Origin of the sequence: Novosphingobium cyanobacteriorum (genome assembly GCF_029436685.1) — a bacterium.
Taxonomy (GTDB): Bacteria; Pseudomonadota; Alphaproteobacteria; order Sphingomonadales; family Sphingomonadaceae; genus Novosphingobium; species Novosphingobium cyanobacteriorum.
In genome coordinates this window covers 74,842-87,405 of the sequence record NZ_JAROCY010000015.1, presented here as the reverse complement: position 1 = coordinate 87,405, position 12,564 = coordinate 74,842, and the positions used below count along the sequence as shown (strand labels likewise).

Here is a 12,564-nt window from a genome sequence, read left to right as displayed (position 1 = left end):
GGCAAGGGTGGGAAGCGCAATTCGGCAACCTGGTTGGGTGATCTCAGGCAAATCTCCCTGTCCAGCCAAGTGTCCTCTCGCGGAGCCTCCCTCTCCCCAATACTCCTATGCAACGCCTAACCGGTCAGGAATTATTCGATAAAAATCGGAAAAATACTCTGATCCAGTCTTGCGCTACGTCGAGGATGGAATACAATTGCGCCATGTCTTCCACGCCTGCCTCAACCTCTTTCAACGCCCCCACCCAAGGCCGTAAGCACTTGATCCGCCAGCCTCGTCAGAAGCGCAGCCAACAGAGGTTTGAGGCGATTCTCGATGCGGCCGAGCGACTGTTGATGGTGCAAGAACCGGACGCAATCAGTATCTATACCCTGGCAGAAGAGGCGGAGATCTCGCCCCCGTCTATCTACCACTTCTTTTCAGATGCAGGTCAGGTTTTCATCGCGCTTTCTGAACGTTTTCTAGTCAATTTCGTTGCAGGTTTCGATTGCCCGCCCAGCGGGCCGTTCACTACGTGGCAAGAATTACTCCAGTTGCGCTATCGCGAGGGACTGGAATACTACAACGCCCATGCGCCGGCACGCCGGCTGCTGCTCGGTTCTGGCCTGTCCGCAACCATCCGTGGCCGGGATCTGGAAAACGATCGTCAACTGGCGCAGCGCACGCTGGAAGAGATGCGAAGCCATTTCGTGATGCCCGAAGCGCCGGATATGGTCGAACGCTTCACCGAACTTCTGGTGATCAGCGACGCGCTTTGGGCACTGTCTGTCCACCGCCACGGCACCATTACCGAGGCCTACGAGGAACAGGCCCGCAGGGCGCGTGAGGCCTATTGCCGCACTTTCCTGCCGGAATACTTGCCCACTCGTTTGCCGGAAGACGTCGTGACCTAACCCCATCCCAGACAGAAAGCGTAAGCGGGTCCGAAGATGCTTACCAACGCCAAGGATCAAGTCTTACGCGCCTGCACCGTCCGAGTTATTCCCACCCGCTGCATCGCCGAGGGTGCCTGTATCTGAGATGCAGACGGGACCGTTGGTTCTTTTTCATGTGCAGCTGCGGACCGAAGCTATTCGGCCATAGCGATGAATGGGTCAATGCCGCCGCCGGCCGTCATGGATTTGCCTGCGACAAACCGACCCGGTGCAGATGCCACTCGCCTTCTTCGACGACGATCCGGGTTTCCGCACTTGTTTTGCTCAGGGCGAGGCGATGCCGGACGAGGTCTCTTACGTCCTATTTGGCCCAACATGCTCCCCTTCGCAGTCATGACCGAAGCCGACATTGACTTCGCCATCCCTGACGCGAGCTGTGTTTTTGCCAAGGTGCGCCAATACAGGGGAACCGGAGCCTCACGCCCTTCCGCTCGAACTCATCGCCCATTAACCTCCCTAATTCCTCCCCTGAACGACGCGTCCGCCGCGAAAGTGAAGAGGGTTTGGGTCAAGGGCCGACACATGCTTGGACAGTGCCCTCATCCACTCACTTCGCCGCTTCGTAGACCAGCAGCACCGCCTTGCCCGCCATGTGGCTGTACATGCCATAGCCGGAATTAACAAAGACCTTGCCCTGCCACACCGCCGCGCCGGGGCCACTCATGCTGCCGCCACCCACCATGGTGCCGTCGATTGTCCTCACCGGCTGCGTCGTGTCCACCTGCCACAGTATATTGCCGTTGTCCGCGTCATAGGCGCGCAGCATCCCGTCGAGATGCCCGCCGAAAGCCACGCCGGGGATGGCGGTCACGGCCGATGAAATGCCCGGATCACAGAACCTGCGCCCTCGGCACAGGTCCGGCGCCCGGGCGAACCAAAGCTCCTTGCCGGTCACGGCATCCAGCGCATGCAGTCCCGCGCCGCGCTGCTTTTCGTCATAGACGCGCCCGTCATAGGTATCGGCCATGTCGTTCACCGGCACGAATACGCGCGTGCCTTCGGCCGCCATGCCGAAGTGGACGCCGCCCTGCGTGCCGCCATGGCCCACGCGCGTTTCCCAGCGGATCTTGCCCGTATCAGGATCAAGGCCCCAGGCCTGTCCCGATTTCTGCCCGATCACCAGCGTCCGCGCGCCGCCGCCGGTATCGATCATCAGCGGCGATGCCGCCACGTCATAATCCGGGCCGTTTTCCTTGGGGCACGATCCCAGCCCGATCATGCAGCCCACGTTCCATGCATCGCCCATGGTCAGCTGGGTGTGCCACACCCGCAGCCCGGTCTTCGCATCAACCGCGAACACCGCGTCAGAATTGTCGTCCGCCGGGGTGGAATAGTTCTCGCCTGATCCAAAGTAGACGCGGTTCGTCTTGGCGTCATAGGTCGGGCTGTTCCACACCGGCGCACCGGATGGTCCAAGGATCTGCGCGCCCTCGGCGGTCGTGCCCTGCGGCTTCGGCTCGCCGGAAGTCCACGCGCGCCACGCTTCCTTGCCGGTCTCAGGGTTCAGCGCCACCACCGATCCTCGGAACGAACAGCAGGCGTATTTCGGGTTGCCCGGCTGCACCACTTCCAGCGACGACACCGGCACATAGAGCATGCCGCCACCCAGCGTGGGCGTGCCGGTGATCGTGGCGTCGGCATGGTCGCTCATGCGCTCGGCCCAGATTTCCTGCCCGGTCATCGCATCCAGCGCGTGAACCTTGCCCAGCAGGTCGCCGAAATAGAGCCGTTTGGTTGCTGCATCCGCCACGATCGCGGTGCGCACTTCGGCGCTCAGCCGCGTGGTCCACTTTGTGCAGCCGCTTTCGGGATCGAAGGCATAGACGGTGCCGTCCTGGCTGCCCACGAACAGCGTGCCCCAGCCCAGCGTCGGCTGGGACCGGGCGCGGTTCGCCGCGGGATAGGCGAAGGCCCATTTCAGCTTCAGCTTCGGCACGTCCGCCTTGGCCAGCCCGGCGATACCGGCGGGCACGAAGCGGCGATTGTCGTGGCCCCAGCCGATCGCGGCGGGCGGATCGCTCATGTCGAACTGTGCCGCTGCGCCCTCGCACCGCGGCGGCGGGGCAGGGCGCTGGTACGATGCATAGGGCGTACGGGTCAGGTATTCGGCCACCTGCACCTTCTGCTCCGCCGAAAGGGTTGCTCCCTGCGCCTTCATCACCCCGCTGGTCAGCGCGGTCACGATCGCATCGGGGGCCAGCATGCCGAGGAACGCGGGCGAGGGTGCCTTGGGCACCCCGCCCAGGTGGCAAATCGCGCAGTTCTGCTCCCACAGCGGCCTGCCCGGCGCGGTCTCCGGGTCGATCCGCGGCGTATCGTGCACCTGGAACTCGTCGGTGGACTTGATCCGCTTGGGCGCGGGCGGCGCGGCGTTGAGCCCCACCGAGATCGCCAGCGCCGCCAGCCCGGAAAGCGCCGCAGCGCGGCCGAACGTTATCTTCATCTGCAGCAACCCCGGCTCAACCCAGCGACTTGTAGAACGCGATGCTCATGTCCTCGGCCAGGCACGCCAGGATCGGCGGCACCAGCCTGTCGTGGAAGTCGATGTGCATGTGCGTGTCGAACGCTGCCTCGTCCCTGAACGTCGCCACGCACTGGAACAGGTCGGGGTCCTCTTCCGACTGGAACAGTTCATAGACCAACGCGCCCGGCTCATGCTCGAACACCAGCGCCTTCAGCTCGGTCTGCAGCGCGATCAGTTCCTCGCGCTTCTCGGGTTTCGCGCGCAGCTGCGCGATGAAGCTCTTTCCGGCCATGCCGTTCAACCCTCTCCGGTCTCGATGTCGTACAGCATCTCGCGCGTGTAGGACCCGTCCATGCAGGCGATCATGCGCTCGATCAGCGGCTTGTTGTGCGCATATTCCATGTGCGCCTTGTCCGCCGCCTCGTCGGTGAAGCTTTCATAGACGGCGAACATCCCGGGCTCGGCCAGGCGGTAGAACCTGTAGCCCAGCGTCCCCGGCTCCGACGGGGCGAGCGCCTCCATCTCGCGGGTCAGCGCCACGAACTCCGCCTCCTTGTCCGGCCGGATGCGAAAGCGCGATAGGAAGGTAAAGGCCATGCGTGGTGCTCCGCTCAGTCGGCAAGGGCTTGGTGATAGGCGATCCAGTCCGGCAGCCGCTCGGGGTAGTCGGCCGGCTTCGGCGCGTCATAGGCGTGGTTGCGGTCCGGCCCGCCGAGGATGCCGGGATAGGCCTCGACCGGCACGTAGTAGAGGAAGCCGATCACCCGCTCGGCAAATTTCCATCCCTGCGGCGTGCGGCGATAGCGGTCGTCATAGCGGATCGCCGCGACCATCATCCGCCCCTTGCGCATCAGCTCGGCATGGCCGGCCACGCGCCCCGTCGCCTCGTTCTCGCTCACGAAGTCGATCTGGATGTCGTGCATCACATGGTGGCCCGGCCCGAGCACGGCAAAGCGCCCGTCGAACTGCGCCATGATCGCGTCTACCCCCTCGGCCTGCATCACCCCGTCGTGCGAACGCAGCACCGCGTCGGGCGCGAACAGCGCGCGCACCGCTTCCACCCGGCGGTCGTCGATATCGAAGCTGTAGCGCGCGACCAGCTGGCGAATCTGCGATTCGGCCTCCAGCCTGGCAATCCGCGCCTCAAGATCGGCCATTGCGTGCATTCTCCCGCACGCGGCCTCTTCCGGACCGGTGCCGGCGCATGATAGCCCGGCCATTCTCAAAAACAATCATGAATGTATGGATATACCTGTCCGGACGGGCAGGTCCGGGCCGCCGCCATGCTGCAATGCGGCAAAGACGGTTGCCCCGAAAGGCGCATCAAAAAAACATACATGTCTGCTTGCAATACGATCCGATCCGGCTATCCTCGGGCCAACTCGCAACCATGGCGGGAAATGAGGAGATGGGGATGACGAGCAGTTATCTGCGGTGGTCGGCGGCAATCGGGGCGATGGCTGCGGCAATCACGACAGCACCGGCTTTCGCGGCGGAAGACCAGGCGGCAGCGCCGCAGCAGGCGCAGAGCAGCGCCGACGAACTGACCAGCGACCGCCTGAACGAAATCGTCGTCACCGCCACGCGGCGCGATTCCAACCTGCAGCGCACGCCCGTCGCCGTCTCGGCGGTGGACAGCTCGCTGATCCGCCAGGCCAGCCCGCGCGACATCGGCGATCTCGCCGCCTTCGTGCCGAACTTCTCGGCCAGCACCATCACCAACTTCAACGCCGCCTCGTTCGCCATGCGCGGCGTGGGCCAGACCTCGATCATCGTCTATTTCGAACCGCCGGTCGCCGTGCTGGTGGACGATTTCGTGGTCCCCTCGGTGCAGACCCAGCTGCTCGACACCTTCGACATTTCGCAGGTCGAAGTGCTGCGCGGCCCGCAGGGCACGCTGTTCGGCAAGAACACCACCGGCGGCGCCGTTACCGTCCGCACCAAGCGGCCCGAACTCGGCGTGGTCGGCGTCGATGGCCGCGCCGAAATCGGCAGCTTCGGTACGCGCAAGGTTCAGGTCGCCGGCAACGTGCCGATCTTCGACAACATGGCGCTGCGCCTCGTCGGCGGCATGGAAACCACTGACGGGTTCTACAAGAACGGCGCCTGCTACGGCCCGGTCGGCGGGGTGCCCACCAGCAACTATTTCGGCGTGTCGGGTTGCCTCGATGGCAAGTCGGCCGGGGGCAAGGACGTCGTCAACCTGCGCGCCAAGCTGCTGTGGGAGCCGACCAGCCGTCTGAGCATCCTGGCGCAATACGAATGGCTGCGCGATCGTTCGGAAACGGTCCCCTCGGTCAATGAGAATTCGACCTACACCGGCGACGTTCCGTTCCTCACCGACATTCTCGGCACGATCCGCCAGAACCCCAACAGCTCCGATCCGCTCGACAATGCAGCCGTCACCTATCGCCAGGACGGCCTCATCAAGATGAAGGACGGGCAGCGGATCTCGGTCGACGGGTTCTATGTCAACGCAGACTATGACCTCGACTTCGGCAAGCTGACCTCGGTCACCGGCTGGCGCCGACAGCTCTCGCGCATTCCCAACTCCTATGCCGGCGCGGCGCCGATCGGCAAGGATGGCACGCCGCTTTCGTTCTTCGACGCCACCCGTGACGACAACCGCAAGACGTTCCAGCAGGAACTGCGCTTCGCCACCAACACCGGCACTGCCTTCGATATGGTCGCCGGAGCGTTCTACCAGCGCGAGACCGTCGATTTCTGCGTGGCGCAGCTGCTCGGCTTCCTCGATCTGCAGGGCGTGCCACTGGGCTTGGGCAACTGGAACGATACGCCGTTCATTCTCTGCAATGCACAGCGGTCCAAATCCACGGCGGTCTTTGCCGAGGGCACCTACAAGATCACCCCGGAACTGAGCTTGACCGTGGGCGGTCGGTATACCTGGGAAGACAAGACCTGGTATGGTCGCCAGCAGGTTTTCATCCCCCAGCTGAACGGTGGCTTCGATCCATCTATTGTGGTGAACGAGGCGCTGGACGCCAGTGTGTTCCGCTACCCCGCCAACGTCATCACCTTGCGTAACAAGGCAAACAAGCCCACTTGGCGTGCTACGCTCGGCTATCAGGCAACGCCCGATGTTTACACTTATCTGAACTATTCGCGCGGCTTCAAGGCTGGTGGCTTCAACGACCAGATCGGCGGCTTTGCTGCGTTCACCGATGCGGCAACTGGCGTGATAGACTTTGACGCTTTCCGCGAAGCGGCCCGCGCCACCAAGCCGGAAACCGCGGATTCGTTCGAAGCTGGCATCAAGACCGAACTGCTCGATCACCGCCTGCGCTTCAACCTCACCGGCTTCTACGTGAAGTACAAGGACCTGCAGAAGCAGCTCAACGTGCCGATCGTGGTCAACGGTGCGCCCAACCAGGTCACGCTGTTCGTCAACGCGGCCAGCGCCACGGTTAAGGGGATCGAGGCCGAAGCCACCGCCCGCCTGTTCAAGGGCTTCACCCTGCGCGGCGTGCTGGGCTACCAGGACGGCAAGTACAACAAGTACACCGCCGACGGCGCGGGCTACAATCTCGCCGATGCGCCATTGGATCGCGCGCCGAAGTGGCAGTGGACCGTCGATGGCACCTACGAAGTGCCGCTCGGCTCGGACTTCAAGGTCATCGCCAATGCCTCGGCGGCCTACACCGGCCGGAACCTCAACACGCAGTCGATCACCGATATCGACGGCAACACCTTCCTCAACGCCCGCACGCTGGTCAACGCATCGCTCACCCTCTCGCAGGTGGACGACAAGTACTACGTCAAGGTCATCGGCCGGAACCTCACCGACGCGCGCTACCGCATCGCCTCGCAGAACGTGGCCGGGCTGTGGCTCAACTCGAACTTCGGTGCTCCGCGTTACTTCGGCGCCGAAATCGGCGTGAAGTTCCGCGGCCCCTGATCCGTTCCGGGGGCGTCAACAGGGTCAACAGAAGGGCGGTCGCGCAATCCCTCCCCGCGCGGCCGCCCAATCTTGCCAATGGAAACAGCCATGAACGCCTTGGATCTTTGGGACATTCACATCGGCAAGCGCCACCCGTTCAACGATCGCGCCCCCCGCATCGACAACGGCACCGGCCGCCCCACCCCGGATCGCTATTTCGATCCCGCCTTCGCCGCGCAGGAATGGGACAAGGTCTTCGCCCGTTCGTGGCTGCTCGCGGGTCCTGCTTCCGACATTCCCGAACCCGGCGATTTCATGAAGTTCGATATCGGGCCGGAAAGCTTCATCATCGTGCGGGACAATGATGGCTCGGTCCGCGCGCACTACAACGTCTGCCCCCATCGCGGCAGCCAGCTCGTCACCACCGATCTCGGTTCGCTCGATCGCTTCACCTGCCCGTTCCACAGCTGGAAGTTCGCACTGGACGGCAAATGTGAATCCGTCACCGATGCGGAAACCTTCCGGCCAGAGGTGCTGTGCCACGGCACCGACCTGTCCTCGGTCCGCTGCGAAGTCGCTGCCGGGCTCGTCTTCGTGGCGATGGACCCGGATATCCAGCCGCTCGCCGATTTTCTCGCGCCCATCCTGCCGCAGCTCGAACTCTACGAGATCGACCAGATGTACGTGGTCCAGCACCGCCGGTCTGACTGGGGCTCCAACTGGAAGGGCGGGGTGGATGCCTTTGCCGAGATCTACCACCTCCACGCCGTCCATCCGCAGACCCAGTGCCTGATGGATGATCGCACCCAGATCGACCTCTGGCCCGGCGGCCTCAGCCGCCAGTTCGTCCCCTTCGCCCAGCCCAGCCAGCGCTTCGCCGATCAGGACAGCGTCAACCCCGGCATCCAGATGATGCTGCGCGATGCCGGCCTCGATCCCGCCAGCTACCAGGGCACCGCGCGTGAAACCCGCGCCGCCGTCCAGCAGGCCAAGCGCCGCCGCTCGGACGAACTCGGCCTGCGCTATGAACGCTTCTCGGACAGCCAGCTGTCGGACTCGGTTGTCTACTCGGTCTTCCCCAATGTGCAGATCGGATGCCATCCGGAGGCGGTGTTCCTCCACCGCTTCATCCCGCACCCCACCGATCCCAACCAGTTCACTTATGACACCTGCATCCTCTATCGCCACGTTGATGCGCCGGGCTATTCGGCCCCCGCATGGATGGGCCTCGGCGCCGAAGTCGATCTCTCGGGCCGCACCCGGCCTGAAGTGGTCCACACCGCTCTAGGCGAACCGCCCTGCCTTGGCGAAGTGCTCGATCAGGACAGCGACCTCCTCCCCGTGGTCCAGAAAGGCGCACGCAGCCGCGGTTTCCGCGGCCCCCTGTGGAGCGAACAGGAAGGCCGCCTGCGCCACTTCCACGCCGAGCTGGACCGCTTGATGGGCGCCTGACCCGCGAAGGCATTGCAACCCAGGTTTCCCCTCCCGCCTGCGGGAGGGGCAGGGGTGGGCACTGTATCGAACCCGCAGGCTCTTTCACCGTGGCGCGGTGTCCGACCGGCTGCCCGCGCCACGCCGTTGCCAAGGCCAGCAACCTTCGATCTCGGTCTCCAGCGAAAAGCTCAGGAAGGTGCGGATCAGCACGATGATCGCCAGAAGGCCCACGCTTTCGAAGGTCAGTGGCGCGGTGATCGTGCCAATGATATCCGCGCCCACCAGCAGTTCCAGCCCCAGCAGGATGCCCCTGCCCAGGTTCGCGCGGTATCGCTCATAGGCATCGCGCCAACCCTTGCCGCCCAGCCCTTCGCGCACATAGGTGACGCTGGCCAACCCCACCCCGCCAAGGATGATGCCGACCCCGGCGATCTCCAGCAGCTTGGCCAGCCATTCGATCCAGGCGTGAACGTTGTCCATGCCCGCTCAAACAGGGCGAGGGGCGATGGTTCCGCCGCGCACCTTGCCCTCGCCGAGCTGCTTAGCTATATTTCTGGCTAAGGAGATCGCCGATGGCGCAGTTTTCGGTCCACGATGCCAAGACCAACCTGTCCCGCCTGATTGCCGAGGCGCTGGCAGGCGGGGATGTCGTAATTGCGCGGGGTAATGTGCCCGCCGTCCGGTTGGTTCCGGTAACCCCGCGTGGCCGGCGGCGGTTCGGCGCCCTCAAGGGCAAGATTGCGCTGGATCCCGGCTTTCACGATCCGCTGCCAGACGATGAGCTTGAAGGTTGGAACCTGGGTTGAGGCTCCTGCTCGATACCCACGCGCTCATCTGGTGGCTGGCGGGCGACGAGGCTTTGGGCCAGCGCGCCCGCGCAGCAATCGCCGATGAGGGCAACAGCGTGGCGGTCAGCGCGGCTTCGGCCATGGAAATCGCTACCAAGCATCGCATCGGCAAATTGCCGCAAGCCGCACTGCTGGCGCAGGATTTCGAGGCGATTGTCGCCGATCAGGGTTTCGTCGAACTGGCGATCAGCGTGCGCCATGCGCGGCTCGCGGGCGAAATGAACATCGCCCACAAGGACCCCTTCGACCGCCTCCTGATCGCGCAGGCGCAGGCCGAAGACATGGTCCTCGTCTCCAACGAAGCGCTGTTTGACAGCTTCGCCGTCAACCGCCTCTGGTAAATCCGTTTCAGAACGGCCGGATGGTCAGCCCGTTGTCTATCACCAGTTCGGCCCCGGTGATGTAGCGGCTTTCGTCGCTGGCCAGGAACACCACCATCGCCGCCACGTCCTTGGGATGGCCGGCCGATCCGTGCGGCAGCACCCCGTCGGGAATTTCGTTGGCCTGTCCGGGCCGGCCTTCGGCCTGCTGCACCATCGGCGTCTCGATCGCGCCGGGGTGGATCGAATTGCAGCGGATCTTGTAGCCCTTCACCTGCGCCATCACCGCGACCGACTTGGTCATCGACCGCACCGCGCCCTTGGCCGCCGAATAGGCGAAGTAGATCGGGTAGCCGAGCAGCGCGCCAACCGAGGACATGTTGATGATCGACCCGCCGCCGCTCTTGTTCATCAGCGGGATCGCGTGCTTCATGCCCAGGAACACGCCGTCGGTCATGATCGCGTTGACCCAGCGGAATTTCTCGAGGCTGGTGTCCTCCACGTCGGCGTTGAGCACCACGCCGGCATTGTTGACCAGCACGTGCAGCGCGCCGAACCGTTCCTCGATCGCGGCATAGGTGGCGATCCACTGCTCCTCGCTCGCCACGTCGAGCGCCATTGCAGTGGCGCCGCCGCCGATGCGCTCGGCCACCGCCTGCGCCGCGGCCAGGTTCACGTCGGTCACGATCACCTTGGCGCCCTCGGCAGCCAGCGCTTCACAATCGGCCGCGCCCAGCCCCGATCCGCCGCCGGTGACCAGCGCCACCTTGCCTTCAAGCCGACCCATGTCCTCTCTCCTGCTCTGTGCTTGTCGCGCCTGCGGTCAGGCCGCGCCGTCTTCCGAGAAGTAGTCCGGCATGCCCGCCGGCCAGATCACGCCCCACTGCGCCTGCCCGCCGTCGATGATCATCAGGTCCCCGTTGACGAAGCGCCCTGCGGGACTTGCGAGGTAGGCGATCGCTTCGGCCACATCCCAGGCGTTGCCGCGCATCTTCATCGGGTTGGCCTTGTGGAAGCGGGCGAGGGCTTCCTCCGGATACATGCGGAAGCCCTCGGTCTCGATCACCCCGGGGCCGATGCAGTTGACGCGGATGTTGTAGGGCGCCCATTCGGTGGCGACCGTCTTGGACAGGTAGATCACCCCGGCGCGCGCGGCGCAGGTGTGCGCGGCCTGCGGCATGCCGCGTTCCACGTTGGCCACGATGTTGATCACGTGCCCCGGCTTGCCATCGGCGCGCCACCGCTTCGCGGCCTCCTGCATCATCCACCAGGTGCCGTTGAGGTTGGTGTCGATCACCGCCAGCCAGCCCTTGCGGGTGAAGTCGATGGCGTCCTGCGGAAACTGCCCGCCCGCGTTGTTGACCAGCGTGTCCAGCCCGCCGAACCGATCGTGCACCGCGGCGATCAGGCCTTCGACCGCGTCGGCGTCGCGGATGTTGACCGGCTGGGCCAGGATCTCGCGCCCGGTGGACTCGCGGATCAGGGCGGCGGTGGCTTCCAGCTTGTCCATCGTGCGGCCGCAGATCGCCACGTTCGCGCCCAGCCGCGCCGCCAGCACCGCCGCCGCCTTGCCCATGCCGCTGCCCGCGCCGGTAATCAGGATCGTGTGGCCGGCCAGCAGGTCGTCGCGGAACACGGTCGGCTGGCTGCGCAGCGCCTCTTCGTCCAGCCCCCGCTTCGGACGCCCCGGATCGCCGGGCTCGGGCCGGAAGGTGCGGGGGGTGTGGTGATCGTGGGCGTTCAAAGGTTCTCCCCCTCGGTCGGGCCTGGTTCTATCTTTACGAACCTTACCCTAGTGCGCATTGGTGAAAAAACAAACAGGTTTGATTTTGATTTTAGCGTGCAGACGCATTTTCCGGCGGCTGGCCGCGGCCTTTCGTGAATCGACGCGCTGGAAATGTTGCATTTGGAGAGGGTGTTCGCGCAAACCCGCAGGTGTAAGGTTACGCGGCCGGGGCAAGGCTGCGAATCTGCGCCTCGAGATGGCGCAGCATGGGCTCCACCTGAGCGGGTTCCATTCCCCCGGTCTGCAGCGAAATGGCCATGCCTTCGAGGATGGTCTGCGACAGCGTCATCGCCAGGGCGAAGTTTGGTGAGCCCAGCCATTCGGGAAATAGCTGTTCCGCCTGGGCATTGAACTTGGCGCGGAATTCTTCCTGCAGCGGCGAGAGGATCGAGGCGAGATCGGCATCGGTGCGTGCCGCCACGGCAAGTTCGTGAAAGGCGATGAACGCCGGCTTCTGCAGCTGCCGCCAATAGGTTTCGACGAGGTCGGTGACTTCGTGCTCGGGCCGGTCGGCGGCACGGCGGAAGGCGCGGAGCCGCTTTTCATGCAGCTCTGCAATCGCCGCCTTGATCAGCGCGGTGCCGTTTTCGAAGTGGTGCATCATCGCACCGCGCGAAAGACCAGCTTCCTCTGCCACCTTGGGCGTGGTGGTGTTGGCATAGCCATACTTGACGAGGCAGCGCACCGTGGCGTCGATCAGCCGTGCCCGCGTCTGTGCCGCCTTGGCCGCCTGCAACGTGGGAGCGCGATCCGCAGCGGCGTTGCGCGGTTGCCTTGCGGCGGGCCGGACCGCCCGCGTGCGTGAAAGTGCCATGCCTGTCCTAACCCGAAACCTGCCTGCCAATCCTCCGGCAAGCCACCGCGCCGCTGCTGCGTGCG

The 12,564-nt window shown here is 64.5% G+C and carries 13 protein-coding genes; 5 read left to right on the top strand and 8 right to left on the bottom strand.

All coding sequences use genetic code 11. The features are described 5' to 3' along the window. The first annotated feature begins 260 nt into the window (after positions 1-260). The gene (locus POM99_RS15700) at positions 261-893 is read left to right on the top strand and encodes a TetR/AcrR family transcriptional regulator (protein WP_277279424.1); all 633 of its coding nucleotides are present in this window, start codon (positions 261-263) and stop codon (positions 891-893) included. 589 nt (positions 894-1,482) lie between these two features. On the opposite strand, the gene POM99_RS15695 is transcribed toward POM99_RS15700, so the two are convergent. Genes POM99_RS15695 through POM99_RS15680 form a run of 4 tightly spaced genes read right to left on the bottom strand, consistent with a single transcriptional unit; the run spans position 1,483 to position 4,556 of the window. After that, entirely contained in the window at positions 1,483-3,378 is a 1,896-nt protein-coding gene (locus POM99_RS15695) for an outer membrane protein assembly factor BamB family protein (RefSeq protein WP_277279423.1), read from the bottom strand. Positions 3,379-3,394: 16 nt separating this feature from the next. Further along, positions 3,395-3,691: a putative quinol monooxygenase gene (locus POM99_RS15690; protein ID WP_277279422.1), complete on the bottom strand. Its 297-nt coding sequence runs from the start codon at positions 3,689-3,691 to the stop codon at positions 3,395-3,397. Between the two features lie 5 nt (positions 3,692-3,696). Further along, the gene (locus POM99_RS15685) at positions 3,697-3,996 is read right to left on the bottom strand and encodes a putative quinol monooxygenase (protein ID WP_277279421.1); all 300 of its coding nucleotides are present in this window, start codon (positions 3,994-3,996) and stop codon (positions 3,697-3,699) included. A gap of 14 nt (positions 3,997-4,010) precedes the next feature. Continuing rightward, positions 4,011-4,556: a nuclear transport factor 2 family protein gene (locus POM99_RS15680; protein ID WP_277279420.1), complete on the bottom strand. Its 546-nt coding sequence runs from the start codon at positions 4,554-4,556 to the stop codon at positions 4,011-4,013. A 257-nt stretch (positions 4,557-4,813) separates the two neighbouring features. Here POM99_RS15680 and POM99_RS15675 point away from each other — a divergent pair, with 257 nt between their 5' ends. Next, entirely contained in the window at positions 4,814-7,315 is a 2,502-nt protein-coding gene (locus POM99_RS15675) for a TonB-dependent receptor (protein ID WP_277279419.1), read from the top strand. 90 nt (positions 7,316-7,405) lie between these two features. Next, positions 7,406-8,749 carry an aromatic ring-hydroxylating oxygenase subunit alpha gene (locus POM99_RS15670; RefSeq protein WP_277279418.1) on the top strand — a complete coding sequence of 448 codons (1,344 nt, stop codon included), beginning with the start codon at positions 7,406-7,408 and terminating at the stop codon, positions 8,747-8,749. 84 nt (positions 8,750-8,833) lie between these two features. Here the strand turns inward: POM99_RS15670 and POM99_RS15665 are convergent, their stop codons facing one another. Continuing rightward, positions 8,834-9,211: a DUF1622 domain-containing protein gene (locus tag POM99_RS15665; protein ID WP_277279417.1), complete on the bottom strand. Its 378-nt coding sequence runs from the start codon at positions 9,209-9,211 to the stop codon at positions 8,834-8,836. Between the two features lie 92 nt (positions 9,212-9,303). On the opposite strand from POM99_RS15665, the gene POM99_RS15660 reads away from it, so the two are divergent. Both POM99_RS15660 and POM99_RS15655 read left to right on the top strand, forming a co-directional pair. Then, positions 9,304-9,537, top strand: a complete 234-nt coding sequence (locus tag POM99_RS15660) for a type II toxin-antitoxin system Phd/YefM family antitoxin (protein WP_277279416.1) — start codon at positions 9,304-9,306, stop codon at positions 9,535-9,537. Then, entirely contained in the window at positions 9,534-9,920 is a 387-nt protein-coding gene (locus tag POM99_RS15655) for a type II toxin-antitoxin system VapC family toxin (RefSeq protein WP_277279415.1), read from the top strand. The genes POM99_RS15660 and POM99_RS15655 overlap by 4 nt, the downstream gene beginning before the upstream one ends. A gap of 7 nt (positions 9,921-9,927) precedes the next feature. Here the strand turns inward: POM99_RS15655 and POM99_RS15650 are convergent, their stop codons facing one another. From POM99_RS15650 to POM99_RS15640, 3 genes are all read right to left on the bottom strand, one after another. Then, positions 9,928-10,686, bottom strand: coding sequence for an SDR family oxidoreductase (locus POM99_RS15650; protein WP_277279414.1), 759 nt, complete (start codon positions 10,684-10,686; stop codon positions 9,928-9,930). Positions 10,687-10,722: 36 nt separating this feature from the next. Further along, positions 10,723-11,643: an SDR family oxidoreductase gene (locus tag POM99_RS15645; RefSeq protein ID WP_277279413.1), complete on the bottom strand. Its 921-nt coding sequence runs from the start codon at positions 11,641-11,643 to the stop codon at positions 10,723-10,725. 199 nt (positions 11,644-11,842) lie between these two features. Next, positions 11,843-12,499 (bottom strand): TetR/AcrR family transcriptional regulator, encoded by a 657-nt coding sequence (locus POM99_RS15640; protein ID WP_277279412.1) that lies wholly within the window; start codon positions 12,497-12,499, stop codon positions 11,843-11,845. Between the last annotated feature and the right edge of the window lie 65 nt (positions 12,500-12,564).